This is a genomic window from Salinirubellus salinus, assembly GCF_025231485.1.
Lineage (GTDB): Archaea > Halobacteriota > Halobacteria > Halobacteriales > Haloarculaceae > Salinirubellus > Salinirubellus salinus.
Window position 1 is genome coordinate 3,022,334 of the sequence record NZ_CP104003.1, and the last position, 21,944, is coordinate 3,044,277.

Sequence of the window (21,944 nt, forward strand, 5' to 3'; positions counted from 1 at the left end):
GATGCAGGACATCGTCAACTCCGCACTCGAGAACGCGGAGAAAGAGAAGCGCGACGTCGACGCGTCGTCCGACGGGGACGAGTTCGGTGACCCGCGCATCGTCATCATCGGGGCCGGCGGCGCCGGCAACAACACCGTCAACCGCCTGTACAACATCGGCGTCGACGGTGCCGACACGGTGGCCATCAACACCGACAAGCAGCACCTGAAGATGATCGAGGCCGACACGAAGATCCTCGTCGGCAAGTCGCTCACCCAGGGGCTGGGTGCCGGTGGCGACCCCTCGATGGGCGAGCGCGCCACCGAGATGGCGCAGGGCACCATCAAGGAGGTCCTCGGTGATGCCGACCTCGTGTTCGTCACGGCCGGTATGGGTGGCGGGACCGGCACCGGTGCCGCCCCCGTCTGTGCGAAGATCGCCAAGGAGCAGGGCGCCATCGTCGTGGGCATGGTCTCGACGCCGTTCAACGTCGAGCGTGCCCGCACGGTGAAGGCCGAGGAGGGGCTGGAGAAGCTCCGCAACGAAGCGGACTCCATCATCGTCCTGGACAACAACCGCCTGCTCGACTACGTCCCGAACCTGCCCATCGGCAAGGCGTTCTCGGTGATGGACCAGATCATCGCCGAGACGGTCAAGGGTATCTCCGAGACCATCACCCAGCCGAGCCTCATCAACCTCGACTACGCGGACATGACGTCCATCATGAACCAGGGCGGCGTGGCCGTGATGCTCGTCGGGGAGACGCAGGACAAGAACAAGACCGAGGAGGTGGTGAAGGACGCGATGAACCACCCGCTCCTCGACGTCGACTACCGCGGTGCATCGGGGGGACTGGTCCACATCACCGGCGGCCCCGACCTCACGCTGAAAGAGGCCGAGGGTATCGCCCAGAACATCACCGAGCGGCTCGAGGCCTCCGCGAACGTCATCTGGGGCGCTCGCATCCAGGAGGAGTACAAGGGTAAGGTGCGGGTCATGGCCATCATGACCGGCGTCCAGTCCGCCCAGATCCTCGGACCGACGACCCAGAAGCAGGCCAACGCCTCCCGCCGCGCCATCGAGGGCGGCGAGACCGGCGGCCAGCAGGGGAGCTCCGGCTCCTCGTTCGAGGCGAGCGGCAACGGCGGCAGCGGCTCCGTCGACTACGGCGAGACGGACGGCGGCGAGTCCCAGCTCGAGAAGAACAACGGCCTCGACGTCATCCGATAACCGACAGGTCGAGATTCAAACCTTTCTTTCGGCGGCGGTGTACTGCGATTAGCGAGATTACTTCTAGCGCAGTCTGTCTGACATCCGTCACACGACCGGCGGACGGACGTCTGTCGCGTGGCGTGTATTACGCCGACTCGGCGGCCCGTTCGGGGGTCGCCGGCAGGCCGTCGGCCGCCTCCACCAGCGAGCGGAACCGTTCGACGAACCGGGCGGCCGGTGCGCCGTCGACGGTGTCGTGGTCGACGCTGACCGTCACCGCGAGGAACTCGTGCGGTTCGACGGTCCCGGCCTCGTCGAAGGCCGGTCGCTCGGCGATACCCCCCACGGTCAGTTGCACCGGGTAGTTCGTGATGGGCACTCCCCACCCGCCGCCGGAGCCGAACATCCCGAGCGAGGTGACACAGGCCGTCCCGGCCGTCTCCCGCCACCGGTGGGGGAAGAGGTGTGGCAGGCGGTAGATCTGTCGGCGGACGATCCTGGGGAGCCGGAGTAGCCACGGGAGCCACCGCGACCGCTGGGTGGCGTCAGGTTCGCGCTGACGGGTCCGGATGGCCGCCGTGATGGCCTCGACGGACTCGTGGCCCGCGTCGCGGACGACGAACGGGACGCCGGTCCGGGTCCCGCCGACCTCGCTCTCGACGAGGACGGCCACGTCCACCGTCTCGAAGACCACCAGTCGTCCCCGCCAGTCGCGGTAGGCCTGCACCTCGGGGTGCTCGCGCAGCGCCCGCGCGAAGCAGTGGACGACGAACGCGGTGAACGAGAGGTCCTCCCCGGTCGCGGCCTCGTGGGCGTGGATGCGGCGACGTGCCTCCGTGACGTCGAACTCCACGAGACCGTGGATGGTGTGTCGACGGTGGCCCATCGCCACCGCGTCGACGACGGCCCGCCGTCGGAGCGGGAACGGTTCGACCCGGACGTCGTCAGCTGACGTGCGCTGGTTCATGCCGTACTGGAGCGCGCCGGGGGAGAACAGCGGTCGGTTGGCGCGCGCTACGTTCGGGCCCCGGTCAGTCGTCGCTCTCGCTCACGTCCGCCCCGGCCCCCGCCTCGTGGACGGACGCCACCAGCTGGCACTTCCGACACAGGTCACGCGTCGTCGGCGCGCCACACCGCTCGCACTCGCCCAGCGGCGGGCTCCCGTCGTCGCGGCTGGCCTCGCTCGCCAGCCGGGCGAGTTCCTCGTAGCCCGCGAGGATGGAGTGCCGCGTGCCAGGGTGGTTCTCCTCGAGTTTCAGGAGGAGGTCGCGGATCTCGCCGCGGTAGGCCTCGCTCGCGTGCGGGCACTCGGCCATGTGGACCGGCAGGTCCGCGAGGTGCGCGTATAGGGCGACCTCCTTCTCGGGCACGTCCCGGAGCGGCTTGGCCCGGGGGACGAACCGCTCGTCGTGGTCGGTCGAGCGGTCGGGGAACGCGCCCAGCGACGCGTCGAAGTGTTTCGCGACCTGGTTCACGTCGCCCGAGAGGAAGTTCATCAGCGCGGTCTGTGCCTCGTCGTCGAGGTTGTGGCCGGTCAGGAGCTTGTCCGCGCCCAACTCGTCGGCGTAGCGTTCGAGGACATCCCGTCGGAACACCCCGCAGTACGCGCAGGGGGCCATCCCTTCCGGGTCCGCCTCGGCCACGTCGTCCATCCGGAGGTCGAACTCGTCCTCGTAGGCGACGACCTCGTGGTCGATACCGAGGGCCTCGGTGAGTTCGAGACAGGCGTCCAGCGAGGCGTCGCGGTAGCCCTCGATGCCCTCGTGGATGGTCAGCGCGACCAGTTCGACGCGGGGGTCCTGCGCGAACACGTCGTGGAGGATGTGCGTGAGGACGACGCTGTCCTTCCCGCCGGAGAGGCCGACGACCCACGTCTCCGGGTCCTCCGGCGTGGCGCGCTGGGGGAGGAGGTCGTCCTCGCGGACCCGGCGGCGCACCCGCTTGTCCACCGACCGCAGGAAGTGCGCCTCGCAGAGGTGGAGCCCCGAGTACGCCGCGTGGGTGACGGCCGGGTCGCCACACTTGTCGCAGTCCATTGTCCGACTCTACGTGCGCGGACGGGTGACGGTTTCGCCTCGTGAGCGCGGAGCGGAACACTCGTGGTGTCCGCCCCGGACCCGACGACATGCTCGATTCCCTGCGCGTCTCGCTCTGGAAACTCGCCTTCCGCCTCTTCCCCGCCTACCGTGGCACCGGCGGTCGCATCACCCACATCGAACCGGACTGGTCGCACGTCGAGGTGGAACTGCCCCTCTCGCTCCGCACCCGGAACTACGTGGGGACAATCTTCGGCGGGTCGATGTACGGCTGTGTCGACCCGATCTACATGCTGATGCTCATCCGCCGGCTCCCGTCGGCCTACACGGTCTGGGACAAGGCGGCCGAGATACGGTTCGAGAAGCCCGGCCGTGACACCCTCCACGCCGAGTTCGCGGTGTCCGACGCGGAGGTCGAGGCCATCCGCGAGTCGCTCTCGCCCGGCGAGTCGCTGGACCGCGAGTACACGGTCGAACTCGTCGACGACGAGGGTGTCGTCCACGCGACCGTGGAGAAGACGCTCTACGTCCGGCAGGACCGGCCCGAGGGGCTGGTCGGTCGGGTACGGTCGTGGCTGGGCCGGTAGCGCGCCAAGCGAACCACTCTTTCTCCTCGACGCCCTACGCCGGCCAATGAGCGAGCAGGGCATGGGTCGGGCCGCGGCGGTCGACCGGGTCGAACGCATCGTCGAGGCGGTCGAGTCCGAGCCGATGCCCGTCCCCGTCCGCGAGGTGTGGGCCTTCGGCGACGTGGTGCTCGGACTGGACCCCGTCGCGCGGCTGGACGTCTACGTCACCAAGGACCTCCTGTTCAAGGACCGCCCCGGGGCCGAGGCCGAGTTCGAGGCGAGCCACGGGATGCAGGGGGTCGGCAAGACCGTCTCGGCGGACTGGGCCGAGGCATTCCCGGAGCATCTCCGCGCGAACGCGAACGGCCACGCCGCCCCCGAGAAGTGCCTCGGCGCACATCTCCTCCCCGAGGACGAACCGGTCCACCTCGAGGTCTGTAACACCGGGTTCGAGGACAACGTCACCCAGCGCCTGCGGGGTGCGCAGGCACGGGGCGACTGGACGCAGGTGCTCGACCCCCGGGCGGCCTGTCTCTGGGTCGACACCGAGGACGGCGGGGTCCGCAGCGAGGAGGCGTTCCGCAAGCTCCGCGCGGGTGAGTTCGTCTTCCCGACGCTGTCGGAATCGCTGTCGATGCTGGGGCTGGACGAGGCGGAGGCGAACGCCGCGGCGGACGCGGTGCGCCGCTCGCGGGCGGAGTCGGAGGGCGCGAGCGTCCGCGGGGACGTCGTCTGAGGGACAGGGTACAGGCCGGCCGCGGATTCGGTTGTTCAGGGTGCCAGACCCGGTGCGACGCGGCCCGTACCGTCTGTGACAACGTCACGTGGTAAACCCCTTTTCCGAACTCTCACCCAAATCTCTCGAAGATTCGGCTAGAGGGTTCGATTCTCGGGGTGAACGGTCCCGAACCGGTCGTCTTTCGTGTCGACGAGTGGAGTGACTAGCGCGGTACAACGTGAACCGCACCGCGGAGCGGCCGGTCCGCCCTCGCGGGCGGACACGGTACCCCTGCCCTCCCCCGCTTCGCCCCCGCGCTCGCTTCGCTCGCGCAGCGTGCGAAGGCCACTGGCACGCTCAGCCCTCGAACCCGTCCTCGAAGCGGAACGTGCCGTCCCGCTGGACGACCTCGCCGTCGACCTCGATGAACGAGTCCTCGCCCATGTCGACGATCATGTCCACGTGGGTCGCGCTGTCGTTGGCCTCGTTCTCCTCGCCCACGGTCCACGGGATGGAGCGGCCGATGGCCATGTGGACGGTGTCGCCCATCTTCTCGTCGAACAGCATGTTGTAGGTGAACCGGTCGATGTCGCGGTTCATCCCGATGCCGAGTTCACCGAGGCGCCGGGCGCCGTCGTCGGTGTTCAGGAGGGCGGTCAGGACCGCCTCGTTCTTCTCGGCCGAGTGGTCGACGACCTCGCCGCCCTCGAAGACGAGACGGGCGCCGAGAATCTCGCGGCCCTGGTTGACGACCGGCTTGTCGAAGGTCACCTCCCCCTCCACGCTCTCGGGGAGTGGGGCGGTGTAGACCTCGCCGCCCGGCAGGTTCAGTTCGGCGTAGTCGTTCGCGGTGGGGTTGCCCGCGACGGACATCGTCACGTCGGTGGTGTCCCCGGAGACGATTCGGACCTCGTCGGCGGGGTCGAGGATCTCCACCATCTGCTGCTGGTGCTCCCGTTGCTGGTCCCAGTCCTTGTCGATGGCCGCGTAGACGAAGTTCTCGTAGGCCTCCGTGGCCATCTCGGCCTCCTGTGCGTTGCCGGGCGCGGGGTACTGCGTGCCGACCCAGCGCTTGCCCATCCGCTCCTCGAAGATGGGACGGTGGGCCTTCGAGTACGCGGCGGTCTTCTCGGGGTCCACGTCGCTCGTCTGGCGGGTGTTGGTGTCCCCTCTGATGCTCACGTAGACGTCGGCGGCCTCCATCTGCGCGAGGGCGTGTTCGGGCGTCTCGAACTGGTCGGCGTCGGCCGCGTGCATGAACGCCCGGTGGGCCGCCGTCGTCTGGCCGAGCCACTGGGGGTTGGCACCGCGCTCCCCGCAGATGGCGAAGAGGGCGGTGACGAGGTCCTCGGCGACGGGCGGGGCGTTGAGTATCACGTTGTCCCCTTCCTCGATGCGGGTGGAGTGGTCGGCGATTATCTCCGCGTGCTTGCGGACGCGTGGGTCCATACCGTTCGGGTTCGCCCGGCCGCCCGAAGAAGGTTGGCAGAAACGGGTTTCTGTCCGGGAGGCGGGTGGACGGGAACCGGGGGTGTCGTCGGGCGGTCCGTCAGTCTGTGTGGCACGCGCTGCGGGCGCGCTCGTGCACCCGCCGGCACCGTGCGAACGAGTCGGCTGGGGAGGTGTGAGGGCTGTGCGGTGCCGCGCGGTTCACGTTGCACCGCGACTCGCGCGTCTGCCTGCCACCAGCAGCATCGGCGGCACCACTGAACCACACAGAAACACGAACTCCGTCCTACACCCGGCCGACGGTGACGTAGAACGGAACGGTCTCACGCCGCCGGTAGCTCCCCTCGCCCACCTGCCGCACCGCCTCGCGGCCCATCTCGCGCCACGCGCGGCGCAACTCGTCGAGTTCGGCCTCGCTCGCCCCGCCGTTGGCCAGCACCCCCCGGCGCTCGCGGAGGTCGGCGGCCTTCGCCTTCCGGGCGACGGCCCGCACGTCCTCCTCGGCGTACGGCGGCTCGACGGTCAGCGTCTGCTCGTAGCGCCGCACCGTCACGTCCGCCAGCCCCACCGCGTCGAACAGGTCGCGCACGCCGCCGAGTGCCACGTCTGTCGCTGCGCCGGCGACGTAGAGGTCGCGGGCCCGCTGTGCCAGCGCGGCCTCCGCGCCGACCGAGGACTCGACGCTGACGGCGGCGTTGTCGGGTTCGACGGCGGCCACCCGCCCGCCCGGACGAGCGACACGGACGAACTCCCGGAGCGCCCGCGCGGGGTCGGGGAGGTTCACCAGCAGGGCCTGACAGGCCACCACGTCGAACGTGTCGTCCGGGAACGGGAGGGCGTGGGCGTCGGCCCGGACGCCCTCGCAGTCGGCGGCCGCCAGCAGGTCGGGGTCGCGGTCCGCGCCGACGACACGACCCGGCGACTCCTCGGCGAGGACGGCGGTGAACTCCCCCGAGCCACAGCCCACGTCGAGCACGCGGTCGGCACTCGCCAACTCGAGGTCGGCCAGCGCCTCGCGCTCGCCGCCCGCCCACATCCCCTCGCGGGTCCGCGCGAGGTACGACTCGGTGAACCGACGCATTCGCTCGGAAGTGGGTGACGGGTGGGCAAAAGGGGTCGGGTGTGGTCGTGGCTCGCGGGTCGTACCTCACTGCTCGCTCTTCGAGGCCTCCCTGCCGTCGGCCTCGCTACACCGGCGGCGCGTCGTACGACTCGCCACACTCGGGACACTCGAAGGTGAATCCGTCCCCGCCCGGGATCGCCCGCAGATCCTCGCTGTCACACTCGGTGCAGGCGAACGGCACGCGGACGTCGGTCGACCCCTTCGGGGCGCCGATCGCCAGCGCCTCGACGGTCCCCTCGCCCGCGTTCTTCCCGACTTGGTAGTCGCCGGGGGCGAACCGGACCGCCTCGCCGGCCCCGACCTCGACCTCGCCGTCGGGCGTCTCGAACACCGCCTCGCCCGCCATCACGTAGAAGACCTCCTCCTGGTCCTCGTGCGTGTGCATCCCGCTGGAGAAGCCCTCGCCCGCCGCCAGCGTGTAGTGGTTGATGGCCACGTCCCCGAGACCGAGCGCCTCGGTCAGCGAGCGGACCGACGCGCCCGCGCGGTCGAACGCCTCCACGTCCTCGACTGTCGTGTGCTCCATAGCCGCCCGGTCTCGGGCACCCAAGGAAAACGCTTGGAAGCCGGAAGCGAACGGGGCGACGCCGCCCGCAGTTCGCGGGTCGCTCCGCTCCCCGCTCACGATTCCGCGAGCCTACGTCTCGCGCAGTTCCCGCACTCGCTGGACGTTCCACTCGAAGGACTTCCCGTCCTCGGTGGGCGTCTCCAGCACGAACGGCACGTCCTGCAGGGCCGGGTGGTTCACGACCGCGCGCATCCCCTCCTCGCCGATCTCGCCGAGGCCGACGTGGGCGTGCTCGTCCTTGTTCGTCCCCCGGCCGTGTTTCGAGTCGTTGAGGTGGAAGCAGGCGAGGCGGTCGAGACCCACCTCGCTGTCGAACTCCTCGACAGTCTCGTCGACGCCCTCGGGCGTCGAGAGGTCGTAGCCCGCAGCCCACGCGTGGGCGGTGTCGACGCACACCTCGAGGTCGTGGTGCGACTCGTCGCACACCTGCCCGAGGTGCCAGAACTGCCCGCCGAGTTTCGTCCCGCTGCCGGCGTCGGACTCGACGAGGATGGTCACGTCGTCCGGCACCTCCACGTCGTCTAGCACCGAGACGGCGTTCGCCAGCCCGCCCTCCACGCCGGCGCCGGTGTGCGCCCCGAGGTGGACGTTGACGTACTCGATTCCCAGCCGCGAGGCCGTGTCGACCTCCTCCTGCATCGAGTGCAGGGACTTCTCGCGCAGGCCGTCCTTCGGCGTACAGAGGTTGACGAGGTAGGAGGTGTGGACGACCCACGGGCCGACGCCGTGCTCCGCGGTCAGGTCGCGGAACGCGGCGGCGTCCTCGTCGTCGATGGAGGGCCCGGCCCAGACCTGCGGCGAGGAGGAGAATATCTGGCCGCAGTTGCCGCCGTACTCCAGCTGTTCGGTGACGGCGTTCTGGACGCCGCCGGCGATGGAGGTGTGTGCGCCCACGCGGAGCGTGTCGTCGGTGCTCATGGAGGGGTGGAGGGGTGGCCCGGAATTAGTGACTTCGTTTCAGGCGAGGGGGTCGTCTCGCTCGCGCGTCCACGCCTCGGTCCGGTACTTCTCGTCGGCGATCTCCCTCGCGCGCTCGCGCTCCGCCTCGGTCCACCCCTGCTCGTCGGCGTCGCACCACGCCGCCAGACTCCGCTCCAGTGTGCGGACCGCGTGGTCGCGCGAGACGGCCAGACTGTCGAGTGGCCCCACGTCCTCACCCTCGTACTCGCGGGTCTCGATGGTCCGCTCGATGGTCGCCTCCATCGAGGCGACGCGGTCCTCGAACTGCTCGACGGGCACGTCGCAGTCGGCGAAACACGAGCAGTGCCGCTCCGGGTTGGGCGCGAACGAGAACGAGCCGTGCTGGACCACCGCGTCGCGGGTCCGGTGCTGGGCGTTGCCGGCCACCTTCTTCCCCTCGGGCGTGACCACGTCGTGTGCGGGGTTCACGTCCCGGAGGAAACACGCCGGCTCGAAGATGGCCTCGCGTTCGGTCTCGGCGAAGTCGGCGGGGACGCCCGCCGCGCGGAGCGCCGCCAGCACCGGCTCGCAGAGCAGCTCGTACGTCTCCATCAGGTCGCCGGGGAGTTCGTCCGCGGGCGCGACGATGGAGTAGGAGATGTCGCCGTGCGTGTCGTGGTAGATGGCGCCGCCGCCGGTCGGCCGGCGGACCACGTCGATGCCCTCGCGCTCGCAGAAGCGCCAGTCCACGTCGTCGGCGTCCTGTCGGTACCCGAGCGAGAGCGTGCTCGGGAGCCACTGGTAGACCCGGACAGTTCGGGGGCCGCCGTTCGCGGCCGTCTCCGCCGCGACCTCGTCGTAGGCCATCGCCGTCGCGCCGTCGAGTACCTCCTCGGTGACGACGCGCCACTCCGCGTCGGCCACCGCCGGGTTCGGGTCGACCCCTGCGTCGGTCATACCCGCCCTCGGGGACGGGGGGCGAAAAAGGTCGCCGGTCCCGGTGACCCCTCAGAGGAGGCCGCCGCAGCGGTCCTCGTGGAGCCGTTCGGCCACCGCGTCCGCGACGGTCCGGAGGTTGACGGTGTCCTCGCGGTTGTACGAGACCAGCGTCTCCAGCGCCTCGTCGTTCCCGCGGCGCTCGTAGTCGTGCCACAGCCGCACCGCGTCACGACCCGAGAGGTCCGGCCGGTCGCGCTCGATACCCACGTCCTTCTCGACGGTCTTCAGCCCGCCCGTCAGGTCGACCGACCGGCAGGGGTAGAGCAGGTCGAGGTGCGCCGCGTCGAGCGAGAGGTCGAACGACCGCTCGACGAACGGGACGTCGAAACTCGCGCCGTTGTAGGTGACGAGCAACGGAGCGTCCAGCGCCTCGGCCAGTCGCTCTCGCGTGAGGTCCTGCCCGTGAATCAGGGTCTCCGTCTCGCCGTTCTGGTACACGGAGACGGTGGTCACCTTGTCCCGCTCCTTCGAGAGCCCGGTCGTCTCGATGTCGAAGAACGCGGCCTCGTTCCGGAAGTTCTCGTAGAGGCGCCACGCCTCCGCGCTGGGGAGGGCGTCCGCGAAGAACCGGGCGTCCCCCCGGTCGAGTCGAGGGCGGGCCGTCTCGATGAACGACTCGATGCGCTCGGCCGTCGTGGCTCCGACGAGCGACGAGTCGAACTCGTCCCAGTGGGTGACGCCTCGCTCCCAGAGCTTTCGCTCGGTCTTCTCGCCCACGCCACGGACCGGGATGAAACTGTTCTCGATTCGCACTAGGTGCTGGTGGGTGACTGGTCGATTAAAAGCGTTCGTTCTCTGGGGGTCGGGTTTCGGGTGGAACGTCGACCGTGGTTCTCGTCTGGGTCGTGGGACGTCCTAGGGCTCTGTTGAGACGAGCGGGGAGCCTAGCGCGGTACACGTGAACCGCCCCGCGACCGCAGGCGGGGGTGCGCCGGGGGCGCACCACGCGCCCGCCACCGCAGTGTCCACCACTCCTCCCCCTCCCCTCGCGTGCGGGCGCTCGCCCGGCGGCGAGCGCGGGCCTGCTGGAGCTTGCTCCAGCATCGCGGCGCACCGGGGAGGGCAGGGCCGCCGTAGCGCGGCCCCGCCGCGCCCGGCGCTACTGCGCGGCGGTAACTGTGCGGTATAGCTTGTATCGCGCTAGTCGCCTCGCTCGCCGTCACAGAACACGGACTCACCACCACCCCACGGACCCCTACTCGACCACTAGCACTTCCCCACGAGGTTCGTACTCCATCTCGGCCTGCACGGTGTCGGCCACGTCGTCGCCGAACTCTCGGCGGACGAAGTGGACGGCGAGGTCCAGCCCCGAGGTCACACCCCCACACGTGAGCACGCGCCCGTCGTCCACGACCCGAGCCTCCACGAACTCCGCCGCCGAATCGCGCAGGTCGGCGTGCGCGACGTGGTGGGTCGTCGCCGGCCGGCCGTTCAGCACGCCCGACTTCGCCGCGAGCATCCCGCCCGTGCAGACGGTGAGGACGGTGGCGCCCGCGTCGTAGGCCTCGGCGACGGCCTCGGGGACGTCGCCCCGCTCGTACTCGCCCCACGCACCCTGTTCGGCCCGGTTGCCCCACCCGCCGCCGGGAACGAGGAGCGCGTCGGGCGACCCGAGCGTCCCCTGTACGCCGACCTCGAGGTCGTGGCTGGCGGTCACGGTGTCGCGCTCGTCCAGCGTGACCATCGTCGTCTCGAGGGCCGCCCCCGCCGTCTCGGCGTTCCGGAACACCTCGTACGGCGCGATGGCGTCCACCTCGTCGAACCCGTCGTAGAGCAGTATCTGGAGGTCCATGGCGGCCGTTCGCGCCCGGAGGGCAAATAAGCGACCGTGGGCGTGGTAAACCCCAGAGTGCGATACGAAATCGTCCCGCGGCGACCACCCGCCGGCCACGTGAGACGCGCCGCTCGTGGGTTCGAGCGACCCGAGAAACGCCGAACCGGTGGCGCTCCCCGCTCAGTCCTCGGTCAGCCCGTGGTCCACCCAGACCGTCTTCCGGTTGACGAACTCGTGGATGCCGTCACGGCTCAGCTCCCGCCCGTAGCCCGAGTCCTTCACGCCGCCGAACGGGACTCTCGGGTCGCTCTTCACGAACTCGTTGACGAAGCAACAGCCGGCCTCGAACTCGCGGGCGACGCGCTCGCCCCGTTCGAGGTCCGCGGTCCAGACGCTCGCGCCCAGCCCCAGCGTGGAGTCGTTGGCCACCTCGACGGCCGTCTCCTCGTCCGGCACCCGGATGACAGCGGCGACAGGGCCGAACGTCTCCTCGCAGGCCACGGCGCTGTCGAGCGGGACGTCCGTCAGCACCGTCGGCGGGTAGAACGGCCCCTCGCGGTCCAGCGGTTCGCCGCCGAGCGCCACCTCCGCGCCCGCTTCGACGCTCCGCTCGACCTGGTCGTGGAGCTCCTCCATCAGGTCCTCGCGGGCCTGCGGCCCCACGTCCGTCTCGGGGTCCAGCGGGTCACCGACGGTCAGGTCGGCCATCGCGTCGACGAACCGGTCGAGGAACTCGTCGTACACCGACTCGACGACGACGAACCGCTTGCCGGCGATGCAGGACTGGCCGTTGTTCTGCGTCCGGGCGTGGACGGCCTTCTCGACGGTCTCCTCGATGGGGGCGTCCTCGAGGACGACGAACGGGTCGGCCCCGCCGAGTTCGAGGACCGTCTTCTTCAGTTCCCGGCCGGCGGTCTCGGCGACGGCGCGACCGGCGAGTTCGCTCCCCGTCAGCGTCACCGCCTTCACCCGTCGGTCCTCGATCACCGAGTCGACCTGTCCCGAGCTGACGAGGAGGGTCTGGAACGCCCCCTCGGGCGCGCCTGCGTCCCGGAGCACCTCCTCGATGGCGAGCGCGCTACCGGGGACGTTCGAGGCGTGTTTCAGGAGACCGACGTTCCCCGCCGCGAGGTTCGGGGCCGCGAAACGGAATACCTGCCAGAACGGGAAGTTCCACGGCATCACCGCCAGCACCGGCCCCAGCGGTTCGTGCGAGACCAGCGTGCGGGCGTCGTGCTCGGTGCCGATCACCTCGTCGGCCAGCTGTTCGGGCGCCCGCTCGGCGTAGTACTCACACACCCACGCGCACTTCTCCACCTCACCGACGCCCTGCTCGATGGGCTTGCCCATCTCCTTCGACATCAGCTCGCCGTACTCCTCGCTGCGCTCGCGCAGGAGGTCGGCCGCCTCGACGAGCACCCCGCAGCGCTCCTGGACCGGCCGCTCGCGCCACTCTGCGAACTCGTCGACGGCTCGCTCGAGGGCGGCGTCCACCTCCTCGGGCGTGTGCTCCTCGTACGTGGCCAACTCCTCGCCAGTCGTCGGGTCGACACTGCGCATACCGGCCGCTCGCCCGGCTGGGTGAAATGTGTTCGTGCGGGGCCGCCCCACGAGGATTTGGTATCGCAACCAGTGGTTTATCGCTTCTGGCGCCCCGCTCAGGTCACGCCGCCCGAACGCCGCTCGAACCGCTCGTGAGCGCCCGAATCAAGTATCTCGCGGATCTCGTCCACGACCGCCCACACGTCCGCGAACCCGACGTAGTACGGCGAGGGGCACACCCGCACCACGTCCGGCGGGCGGAAGTCGACGACCACGTCCCGAGCCTTGAGCGCCTCGCTCAGCCGGTAGCCGTCGGGGTGTTCGACCGCGACGTGGCCGCCACGGCGCTCGCGGTCGCGCGGCGTCCCGACCTCGCACTCGGGCAGGCGGTCGTCGACCAGTCGGACGAGGTACTCCGTGAGTGCCAGCGAGCGCGCCCGGAGCCGCTCGATGCCGGCTCTCGTGTCCCCGTCGCCGGCTGCGCGGACCACGTCCAGCGACCCCTCGATGGGGGCGGCCGACAGCATCGGGACGGTCCCGATCTGCCACGCACCGGCCGACTGCGCGGGCGTGTAGGTGTGGTTCATCTCGAACTGGGTCTCCTTCTCGTGGCCCCACCATCCCGTGAGCGCGGGCGTCAGGCCGTGGTGCTCGCGGTTCACGTAGAGTCCGGCGATGGCGCCCGGGCCGGCGTTGAGGTACTTGTAGTGACACCAGGTGGCGAAGTCCGCGTCGACGGCCGAGAGGTCGTGGGGGACGGCGCCGACGGAGTGTGCGAGGTCGAACCCGGCGAGCGCGTCGTGGTCGTGGGCCGCCTCGGTCAGTCGTTCGAGGTCCAGCAACTGCCCGGAGCGGTACAGGACGCTCGGGAAGAACAGCACGCCCACGTCCGGGGACGCCGCCAGCGCGGCCTCGACGTCCGCCTCCTCGATGGTCCGGCCGTCGCGCGAGTCGACGGCTACGAGGTGCTCGTCGGGGTCCAGCCCCCGGAGGCGGAGCTGCGCCCGGACGGCGTAGTGGTCGGTGGGGAAGTCGAGCTCGTTCACGAGGACCTTCCGCCCCAGCCCCCGCTCGGCGGCCACCGAGAGGAACGTCCCGACGAGGGTGTGGACGTTCACCGTCGTGGAGTTCGCCACGACGACCTCGTCGGCCCCGGCACCCACGATTGGCGCGAGTCGCTCGCCGAGATACTCCCCGTAGCCGAACCACGGCGGGTCGCCGTCGGTCCACCCCTCGATAGCGAGATCGCGCCACTCCTCGAGGACGCGGGTGAGGGTGCGCTCGGCGTCCTCGGAGACAGGTCCCAGCGAGTTCCCGTCGACGTAGTGGCCCTCGGGCACGTGGAACCGCTCGCTCAGCGTCCACCCAGCGGCCTCGTCCCGCGCGTGGGCGTACTCGCGCGAGGCGTCGTAGCTCGGCAGTGGGTCGTCGTCGCTCATTGCCGGTGTGGTGGGTGGAACGCGGTTGTGTCTTGTGGGTTCCCGGTCCGGGCGTCGCGCGGCCGAGACGACCGGAGACGCACTCGAGGGAACGCTCTGGAGGTGGCGCTCGGTCCGGGCGAGGGCGTGTCGTAAACTGCATACTGCGATACGAAATCACCTGGGTGCGGCCCAGCGCTCGCCACAGCTGAACGCCAACGTTCAGGGCGCTCGCGCCCCGAGAAGCCCGACATGACCGATACACCGCTCGACCCGGCCCTCGCGGACGTGGTCAGCGCGCTCGACGCCGAGGCCGTCCCGCCGTGGTCCAGCCTCGGCGTCGAGAGTGCCCGCCGCCTCGAGGACGAACTGTTCTCGGCCGGCTCCGGCCCGGAGATGGACCTGATCCGGGAGTTCGCGGTGCCGGGTGAGGGTGGCGAGCTGCCGCTTCGTCTCTACCGGCCGCCAGACGTCGAGCGGCCCGCGCCCGCGCTCGTGTTCGCCCACGGCGGGGGCTGGACGCTCGGGACGCTGGACTCCGCGGACGACATCTGCCGGGAACTCGCTGCTCGGGTGGGTTGTACCGTCGTCAGTGTGGACTACCGTCTCGCGCCCGAACACCCGTTCCCGGCCCCGCTGGAGGACGTACGGACGGCCGCCACGTGGGTCCGCGAGCACGCCGAGTCGCTCGGCGTCGACACCTCGCGCCTGGGACTGGCCGGGACGTCGGCAGGGGGGAACCTCGCGGCGGCGACGGCGCTCTACACGGTCTCCGAGGGGGGCGACCCGTTCGCCTGCCAGGTGTTGCTGTACCCCATCACGGACTGTTCGTTCGACACCGACTCGTACCGCGAACACGCGGACGGCCCCCTGCTCACGCGCACCGACATGGAGTGGTTCTGGGCGCAGTACCGCCGCACGCCCGCCGACGCGTACCACCCGCTCGCGTCGGTGCTGCGCGCCCCCGACGCGATGCTCGACTGTGAGACGCCGGCCGTCGTCGCCACGGGAGGGCACGACCCGCTCCGGGACGAGGGCCGGGCCTACGCCGAGCGCCTGCGCGAGTTCGTCGACTGTGCGACCCACGACGTGCCGGCGCTGGCCCACGGGTTCTGCTCGCTCACGGACGACGTGCCCGCCGCGGACGAGACGTTCGACGCCATCGCGGAGAGCGTTCGCGAGCGGCTCTGAGTCCGAGACTGTCGAAGACGGTAGCTTCGACGCTTCCAGCGCCCGATCTCTCGTGTCCAGCGTCCGCGTCGCGTCGGCGATTTCGTATCGCGACATGCAGTTTATCGCCCGTACGTGTCCGGCGTCCCGTACACGCGCCCCTTTTATCTCTCGGCCCGCTATCGGGCGCTAATGGTGCGGAACGTCGCCGGTGAGATGGCTTCGCTCGAACCCGGGGACTTCTACCTCCTCTCGGGTGTCGAGCACGGGATGCGCTTCGCCCGCTGGGTCGACCGGGGGAAGATAGAGAACTTCTCGCGCCTCGACGGGGAGGAGGTCGAGTACCGGCTGGACCGGTGTGAGGACCGCGGTCTCGTCGAGCGGAAGACCATCCAGTACACGGGGTTCCGGCTGACGTTCGAGGGGTACGACGCGCTGGCGCTCCGGACCTTCTCCGAGCGCGAGACCCTGCAGGGCGTCGGCGCGCCGCTCGGGGTGGGCAAGGAGAGCGACGTCTACGAGGCCCAGTCGTACAAGCCGCTCGCGCTGAAGTTCCACCGCGAGGGGTACACGAACTTCCGCGAGGTACAGAAGGAGCGCGACTACACGAGCGACAAGGAGCACATCTCGTGGTTCTACACGGCCCGGAAGGCCGCCGAGCGGGAACACGAGGCGCTCGAGGCGCTCTACCCGGCCGTCCGGGTCCCCCGCCCGGTGGACCAGAACCGCCACGCCATCGTGATGGAGAAACTGTCGGGGGTCGAACTCTCGAAGGCGAAACTCGACCCGTCGCAGGCGGTGGGGGTGCTCGACCTGATCCTGGACGAGGTCCAGACGGCGTACCAGGAGGGGTACGTCCACGCGGACATGTCCGAGTACAACGTCTTCGTCGACGAGGACGGGGTGACGGTGTTCGACTGGCCGCAGGCGGTCCCCGTCGACCACGAGAACGCCGACGAGTTCCTCGAACGCGACGTGCGCAACCTCGTGGGCTACTTCCGGCGGAAACACCCGGCAGAGGTGCCCGAAGTGGACGTCGGTGCGGTGGCCGAGGCCATCAGGACGGACGCCTTCGAGGGCGTTCGGACGCTCACCTCGGAGTAGTCGGGCACGTGGCGCGGCCGCTCTCGGTGGGGTGAAAGAGGGGAGAAGTGTCGCGTGTGACCGCGGGGGATGGAGCGTGCGTGTGGTTCAGTCGGTCTCCTCGACGAGCTCCTCGTCGAGCTCGTCGTCGCCACCGACCGGGACCTCGACGGGCTGGACCTCGTCGAATCGCTCCTGCACGTCGTCGAAGCGCTCCTGGAGCTGGTCGAGCTGCTCCTCGTAGCGCTCGAGCTGCTCCTCGAAGCGGCCCTCGAAGTCGGTGGCCTGCTCCTCGATGCGGCCCTGCAGGTCCTCGGCGCCCTCGTCGAGCTGCTCCTGGAGCTCCTCGAGCTGGTCCACGAGCTGCTCGAAGGAGTCCATGGTCCGCTCCTCGACGTCCTCGTTGGTGTCGAGCAGGAACTCGATCTGGTCGTTGATGGCCTCGAGCGAGTCGGCGGTGAGGTCGTCGTAGCTCTCGATGCCCCCACTGTACTGCTCGTCGACCGCGTCGAACGCCTGGCTGTGCTGCTCGCCCAGCGTGTCGAAGCCCTCGTCGACGGCCTCGCGGATCTCGTCGACGGTGCCCTCGGAGCCGGGGAGCGCCTGCTCGATGGTGTCGAGCACCGTGTGGATGGAGGTCTGGCCGAACTCCAGGGTCCGCTTCTGGGCGGCCTCCTGGGCGTCGAAGGAGTCCTGGAACGTCTCCGCGAGGTTACGCGGGAGGTCCAGCGACCGCTCGAACACCTGCTGGCCGGACTTGATCGTGTTTCGCTGCAGCTCGAAGACCGCACTGATGGGGGAGTTCTTGTCACTCATTGGTATCGCCTCGGTTTCGCTTGACGGGCACGATGACCGTCTGGACGATGTCGCCCTCCCGGATGTCGAGTGCCTCGCGCTCGGCGTCGGGGATGCTGATGCGCCCGCTGCGCTGGACGCGCGTCTTGAACGTCGCGGTCCGACTCAGTTCCTCGAGTTCGGTGCTCAGCCCGACATCGGGTCCGGCGGACGCACCCGCGAGCCGCCGCAGGAGCTCCCGCTGAGCCCCCACGGCGTCCTGTCCGGCGCCCTGGAGTTCCTCCAGGAGTTCCGGGACTAGCGTACGACCGCCGTCGTGCTTCGACATCGTCTAGCCCCAACTGGTACCTGCGAGAACTTAAGGATTCCGCTGATTACCATCTGCTGCCATTCGTTGGCAGCAAATGGTAAAGAATCGGGACGGCGGCGTGGTGCATCCGCCGGCCGCCCGTCCGAGATGCTGTAGGCTCGCCGACTACTCCAGCGTTCTGCCGCCAATGTGTGGTGGGTATATACGCCGACCCGTCGCGTGCGGGCCGCTCCGGCCGCCTCCGGCCCGTGGATGCTAGCCGACGCTCTTAACCCAACCCCCTCCGACGTACCCACAGACAGCGGTCCCGCCATCACATGATCCCGTCGAACATCGACTGGAGTCTCCTGCTGATCCCACCCATCACGGGGGTCATCGGGTACATCACCAACTGGGTCGGCATCCGACTCCTGTTCAAGCCGCTGAACTTCGTCGGGGTGCGGGTCCGCGGGCTGGAGGAGTTCGTCCCCCACCTCCCGGAGAAACTCCAGCAGATCCCCGGCGTGATGGAGGGTCGCCTCGGCTGGCAGGGCATCATCCCCTCGCGAGCGGCGAAGATGGGGAGCATCGCCGTCGACAAGGGCGTCGGGAAGCTCGCCACGCAGGAGGAGTACTACGACCGCTTCGACTCCGAGGAGATCGCCAGCCACATCGTCGCCACCGCCGGCGACGAGATACGGGACCTGGTCGAGGAGGTCATCCGACGCGAACACCCACAGCTCTGGGCCGACATGCCCGACGCGGGCAAGGAACTCGTCTTCACGCGCGTGGAGCGCCAGCTCCCCGAGGTCACAGAGCGCATCACCGAGGAAATGGGCCACCACGTCGACGAACTGCTGGACGTGAAACTGATGATCATGAACCACCTCGAGGAGCACCCCGAACTCATCAACCGGATGTTCCTGGAGACGGGCGAACGCGAACTGAAGTTCATCGTCAACTCCGGGTTCTACCTCGGTACGCTGCTCGGGATGGTCTCCATCCCGCTGTTCGTGTTCGTCCAGAGCCCGTTCGTCCTCCCCGTCGCCGGCATCTTCGTCGGCTACTTCACCAACTACATCGCCATCAAGGCCATCTTCCAGCCGCAGAACCCCATCCAGGTCGGCCCGTTCACCATCCAGGGGCTGTTCCTCAAGCGCCAGAACGAGGCCAGCGAGACGTACGCCAGCATCGTCGCCGAGGACATCATCACCGTCCAGAACGTCGCCCGGAACATGCTCTACGGCCGGAAGTCCGACCGGACCCGGCGGCTCATCCGCGAGGCGCTCCGGCCCGCGGTGGACGACGCCGTCGGCGTGGCCGGCCCGCTCGTCCGGGTCACGACGGGCGAACGCGAGTACGAGGCCATCCGCGAGTCCGTCGCCACCGAGAGCGTCGAGGCGGCGCTCGAGCCGCTGTCGGACCCCGAGTTCAACCGCCAGCGGGCCGCCGCGGTCCAGTCGCTCGTCGCCGAGCGGATGAAGGCCCTCTCCAGACCGGAGTTCGCGGAGACGCTCCGCACCGCGTTCAAGGAGGACGAGTGGATGCTCATCTGGGTCGGCGCCGTGCTCGGGTTCGTCGCCGGCTGGATCCAGCTCGCGGTGGTGACCGCCGTATGAGCGACGACACCTTCTCGCCCGGCGACGACGCCTTCGACGAGGGCGAGCGGACGAACGCGGCCCGCTCCAGTCTGGACTGGCTCGTCTCGGCGTTCGAGGACGGCGGTCGCGCCGCCACGGACGACTTCGACCCCCAGCTCGTCGAGCGCCTGTTCGGCGTGCTGGAGCGAGCCGCCCGCGGCGACGTGGAGGGGCGGGAACTCGAGCGCCTGCTCTCCGTGCTCGAGGCCGCCGTCGTCGAGAACCGGCTGGCGGCCGAGGAGTTCGAGCAGTTGCTCGACCTCCTCGAGGCGACGCTCTCGGGCGACGAGGGGACCGACACGGACCGCGAGGAGGTGCTCGAACTGCTGGAGGCGGCCATCGTCGACCCGACGAAACTGGCGAGCGCGGGCACGGAGGGGGTGTTCTCCATCGTCGAGGCGGCGCTGGCCGACCCCGAGGCGGCGGCCGAGAGCGGGCTCGACGGTGTGTTCGACCTGCTGGAGACGCTCGGGCTGAGCGCGGAGGCGACCCGCCGGCTCGAACTCGAGGAGGGCGACACCGACCCGTTCCGCGTCGCCCGCATCGCCGCCGCGGCCTCCCAGCGGGCGACGGGCTACTCGGTCCGCTCGGGCGTCCGCACGGGGACTCGGATGGTGCAGGCCGTCGTCAACGCCGAGTCCATCGCGGACCTCGTCGAGCGGGTACGCGAGATAACCTTCGACGAGATGCGTCGGCTCGGTATCGACGTGGGCGAGGCGGAGACGCCGGCCTCGCGGTGGGCCGCACGCCGACAGGTCGACGCCGAGCGCCTCCGCGAGGAGGCCGGCTGGCTGCTGGACCGTTCGGCCGACGTGGACTACGAGGAACCGGTCCACCCGGCGTTCCCGAACGTCCTCCGGCAACTCGCGGCCGACGAGGCCCGCATCCTCCGGCTGCTGATCGCCGAGGGGGACGAACCCGCCGTCACCGTCCGCGACCGCGGGGTCGTCCCCCTGTCCTCCTCGCTCGTCGCCGAGGACCTCACGATGATTGGCATCAACGCCGGCGTGCGCGACGAGGACCGCGTGTCCGTCTACCTCGACAACCTCGAACGGCTTGGGCTGGTCGCGTTCTCCGACGAGCCGGTCGAGACCCTCAAGCGCTACCAGGTGCTGGAGGCCCAGCCGGCCGTCGAGGACGCGATGGACGAGGCCTCGCGGCCGAAACTGGTCCGCCACAGCGTCGGGTTGACCGCGTTCGGCACGGCGTTCTGCGAGACGTGTCTCCCGTTCGTCGGCGACGGCCCGACCGTCGATGACGAGGAGGAGGGCGCGTAACCCCGTCGCACGGCCGGTCCCACTTCGAAGGCCTCAAGTACGCGTTTCCGGTAGGTAGGGGTAGTTCGCTGGCAGCACGGGCACCAGCGGGCGCCTGCTACGGCAGGTCGGGATGTGGCTGGCGAGGAACGAACGAAGTGAGTTCCTCGGGAACGCGAACGGCGGCGGAGCCGTCGTGAGCGGCGAGGTGCGACGCGCCTCGACCGAGAGACTCCGTCCCTCGACCGGCTGAACCACGCAACGCCCGTGGTGAATACACGATGGCACGAAGTTTCTACTCCCACATCCGGGAGGCGTGGAAGACCCCCAAGGAGGGGAAGCTCGCAGAGCTACAGTGGCAGCGACAGCAGGATTGGCGGCGCCAGGGCGCCATCGAGCGCATCGAGCGCCCCACCCGACTGGACAAGGCTCGCTCGCTGGGCTACAAGGCCAAGCAGGGCGTCGTCGTCGCCCGCGTGGCCGTCCGCAAGGGGACCGCCCGCAAGGTCCGGCACAAGGCCGGTCGGCGCTCGAAGCGCCAGGGTGTCAACAAGATCACCCGGCGCAAGTCCATCCAGCGCATCGCCGAGGAGCGCGCCTCGCGCAAGTTCCGCAACCTGCGCGTGCTCAACTCCTACTGGGTCGGCGAGGACGGCTCGCGCAAGTGGCACGAGGTCGTCATGCTGGACCCGAACCACCCCGCCATCGAGAACGACGACGACCTGAACTGGATCTGTGACGATTCACACAAGGGTCGCGTCTTCCGTGGCAAGACCAGCGCCGGCCAGAAGGGCCGGGGGATGCAACAGCGCGGCAAGGGGACGGAACACACCCGTCCGTCGCTGCGCTCGAACAACCGCCGCGGGAAGTAAGGCGGGTCGCGGTTCTGTTCTCCACTCGATCCTCTCACCGCCGAGCGGCGGCGACGGTTACAGCCTGACGGCGCCGACGAGGAACGCCACCAGCGCGGCGGCCACCACGACGTGGAGGACGAACAGCACCGCGAGTCCGGTCGTGGTCACGCCCTGCACCGTCGCCATCGGCAGGAGCAGGAGCGCGAACACCGCCACGGCCGCGATGCCGAAGTTCCGCACCGGCCGCTCGGTCAGGCGTATCAGCGCGGCGTAGACGACGGTGGCGCCGACGCCGGCGAAGAGGCTGAACGCCACGATGGGTCCGACCGCGAACGGGCTCTGCCCGACGGTCGGGAGGCCGAGGTCGAGGTCGACGGCGAGGACGACGGCCCGGACGAGCAGCGCGGCCACGATGGCGACGGCGGTGCCGAGCGTCGCGCGACGGGCGAGTGCCATCGCGTTCTGCGGGACGGGGTACCGTTCCGTCGTCAGGTCGGTCGACCGTTCGGTCGGCGTCTGGACTGTGCTAGCCATGACAGGCCAGAACGCGCCGCGAGAACATAACTGGG

The 21,944-nt window shown here is 69.7% G+C and carries 22 protein-coding genes; 8 read left to right on the forward strand and 14 right to left on the reverse strand.

What is annotated here, in order from left to right; all coding sequences use genetic code 11:
• Position 1 precedes the first annotated feature (1 nt).
• Positions 2–1,210, forward strand: coding sequence for a cell division protein FtsZ (gene ftsZ, locus N0B31_RS15875; RefSeq protein WP_260592603.1), 1,209 nt, complete (start codon positions 2–4; stop codon positions 1,208–1,210).
• Positions 1,211–1,337: 127 nt separating this feature from the next.
• Here ftsZ and N0B31_RS15880 read toward each other — a convergent pair whose 3' ends face one another.
• Positions 1,338–2,159, reverse strand: a complete 822-nt coding sequence (locus tag N0B31_RS15880; RefSeq protein ID WP_260592604.1) for a 2-oxo acid dehydrogenase subunit E2 — start codon at positions 2,157–2,159, stop codon at positions 1,338–1,340.
• A 64-nt stretch (positions 2,160–2,223) separates the two neighbouring features.
• Positions 2,224–3,228 (reverse strand): tRNA 2-thiolation protein NcsA, encoded by a 1,005-nt coding sequence (ncsA, locus tag N0B31_RS15885; protein WP_260592605.1) that lies wholly within the window; start codon positions 3,226–3,228, stop codon positions 2,224–2,226.
• Positions 3,229–3,317: 89 nt separating this feature from the next.
• Between ncsA and N0B31_RS15890 the strand changes: the two genes are divergently transcribed.
• On the forward strand, positions 3,318–3,815 hold the full coding sequence (locus N0B31_RS15890; protein WP_260592606.1) for a DUF4442 domain-containing protein: 498 nt from the start codon (positions 3,318–3,320) through the stop codon (positions 3,813–3,815).
• A gap of 61 nt (positions 3,816–3,876) precedes the next feature.
• Positions 3,877–4,533: a DUF7095 family protein gene (locus N0B31_RS15895; RefSeq protein ID WP_260644001.1), complete on the forward strand. Its 657-nt coding sequence runs from the start codon at positions 3,877–3,879 to the stop codon at positions 4,531–4,533.
• 339 nt (positions 4,534–4,872) lie between these two features.
• On the opposite strand, the gene N0B31_RS15900 is transcribed toward N0B31_RS15895, so the two are convergent.
• The 9 genes from N0B31_RS15900 to kynU form a co-directional block, all read right to left on the reverse strand.
• Entirely contained in the window at positions 4,873–5,964 is a 1,092-nt protein-coding gene (locus N0B31_RS15900; protein ID WP_260592607.1) for an aminopeptidase, read from the reverse strand.
• A 286-nt stretch (positions 5,965–6,250) separates the two neighbouring features.
• Positions 6,251–7,045 carry a class I SAM-dependent methyltransferase gene (locus N0B31_RS15905; RefSeq protein ID WP_260592608.1) on the reverse strand — a complete coding sequence of 265 codons (795 nt, stop codon included), beginning with the start codon at positions 7,043–7,045 and terminating at the stop codon, positions 6,251–6,253.
• A 106-nt stretch (positions 7,046–7,151) separates the two neighbouring features.
• Complete coding sequence (locus N0B31_RS15910; protein ID WP_260592609.1) at positions 7,152–7,613, reverse strand: cupin domain-containing protein; 462 nt, start codon at positions 7,611–7,613, stop codon at positions 7,152–7,154.
• Between the two features lie 111 nt (positions 7,614–7,724).
• Positions 7,725–8,573, reverse strand: coding sequence for a deoxyribonuclease IV (locus N0B31_RS15915; RefSeq protein ID WP_260592610.1), 849 nt, complete (start codon positions 8,571–8,573; stop codon positions 7,725–7,727).
• Positions 8,574–8,612: 39 nt separating this feature from the next.
• The gene (locus N0B31_RS15920; protein ID WP_260592611.1) at positions 8,613–9,512 is read right to left on the reverse strand and encodes a lipoate--protein ligase family protein; all 900 of its coding nucleotides are present in this window, start codon (positions 9,510–9,512) and stop codon (positions 8,613–8,615) included.
• A 51-nt stretch (positions 9,513–9,563) separates the two neighbouring features.
• Complete coding sequence (locus N0B31_RS15925; RefSeq protein WP_260592612.1) at positions 9,564–10,307, reverse strand: ribonuclease H-like domain-containing protein; 744 nt, start codon at positions 10,305–10,307, stop codon at positions 9,564–9,566.
• Between the two features lie 442 nt (positions 10,308–10,749).
• Positions 10,750–11,346: a DJ-1/PfpI family protein gene (locus N0B31_RS15930; RefSeq protein WP_260592613.1), complete on the reverse strand. Its 597-nt coding sequence runs from the start codon at positions 11,344–11,346 to the stop codon at positions 10,750–10,752.
• 162 nt (positions 11,347–11,508) lie between these two features.
• Positions 11,509–12,888 (reverse strand): NAD-dependent succinate-semialdehyde dehydrogenase, encoded by a 1,380-nt coding sequence (locus N0B31_RS15935; protein ID WP_260592614.1) that lies wholly within the window; start codon positions 12,886–12,888, stop codon positions 11,509–11,511.
• Positions 12,889–12,986: 98 nt separating this feature from the next.
• Positions 12,987–14,309 (reverse strand): kynureninase, encoded by a 1,323-nt coding sequence (kynU, locus tag N0B31_RS15940; protein ID WP_260592615.1) that lies wholly within the window; start codon positions 14,307–14,309, stop codon positions 12,987–12,989.
• 231 nt (positions 14,310–14,540) lie between these two features.
• Here kynU and N0B31_RS15945 point away from each other — a divergent pair, with 231 nt between their 5' ends.
• Both N0B31_RS15945 and N0B31_RS15950 read left to right on the forward strand, forming a co-directional pair.
• Positions 14,541–15,479: an alpha/beta hydrolase gene (locus N0B31_RS15945; protein WP_260592616.1), complete on the forward strand. Its 939-nt coding sequence runs from the start codon at positions 14,541–14,543 to the stop codon at positions 15,477–15,479.
• A gap of 171 nt (positions 15,480–15,650) precedes the next feature.
• Positions 15,651–16,562 carry a serine/threonine-protein kinase RIO2 gene (locus N0B31_RS15950; RefSeq protein WP_260592617.1) on the forward strand — a complete coding sequence of 304 codons (912 nt, stop codon included), beginning with the start codon at positions 15,651–15,653 and terminating at the stop codon, positions 16,560–16,562.
• Positions 16,563–16,649: 87 nt separating this feature from the next.
• Here N0B31_RS15950 and N0B31_RS15955 read toward each other — a convergent pair whose 3' ends face one another.
• Together N0B31_RS15955 and N0B31_RS15960 are read right to left on the reverse strand one after the other, a co-directional pair.
• Complete coding sequence (locus N0B31_RS15955) at positions 16,650–17,357, reverse strand: hypothetical protein (RefSeq protein WP_260592618.1); 708 nt, start codon at positions 17,355–17,357, stop codon at positions 16,650–16,652.
• A complete protein-coding gene (locus N0B31_RS15960) occupies positions 17,350–17,664 on the reverse strand; it encodes an AbrB/MazE/SpoVT family DNA-binding domain-containing protein (RefSeq protein ID WP_260592619.1) in 315 nt (104 codons plus the stop codon). Before N0B31_RS15960 ends, N0B31_RS15955 begins: the two co-directional genes overlap by 8 nt.
• A 299-nt stretch (positions 17,665–17,963) precedes the next feature.
• Between N0B31_RS15960 and N0B31_RS15965 the strand changes: the two genes are divergently transcribed.
• From N0B31_RS15965 to N0B31_RS15975, 3 genes are all read left to right on the forward strand, one after another.
• Positions 17,964–19,244, forward strand: a complete 1,281-nt coding sequence (locus tag N0B31_RS15965) for a DUF445 domain-containing protein (RefSeq protein ID WP_260592620.1) — start codon at positions 17,964–17,966, stop codon at positions 19,242–19,244.
• A complete protein-coding gene (locus N0B31_RS15970) occupies positions 19,241–20,542 on the forward strand; it encodes a DUF4393 domain-containing protein (RefSeq protein ID WP_260592621.1) in 1,302 nt (433 codons plus the stop codon). Before N0B31_RS15965 ends, N0B31_RS15970 begins: the two co-directional genes overlap by 4 nt.
• 260 nt (positions 20,543–20,802) lie before the next feature.
• Entirely contained in the window at positions 20,803–21,393 is a 591-nt protein-coding gene (locus N0B31_RS15975) for a 50S ribosomal protein L15e (RefSeq protein ID WP_260592622.1), read from the forward strand.
• A 57-nt stretch (positions 21,394–21,450) separates the two neighbouring features.
• Here the strand turns inward: N0B31_RS15975 and N0B31_RS15980 are convergent, their stop codons facing one another.
• Positions 21,451–21,909 carry a DUF6069 family protein gene (locus N0B31_RS15980; protein ID WP_260592623.1) on the reverse strand — a complete coding sequence of 153 codons (459 nt, stop codon included), beginning with the start codon at positions 21,907–21,909 and terminating at the stop codon, positions 21,451–21,453.
• Between the last annotated feature and the right edge of the window lie 35 nt (positions 21,910–21,944).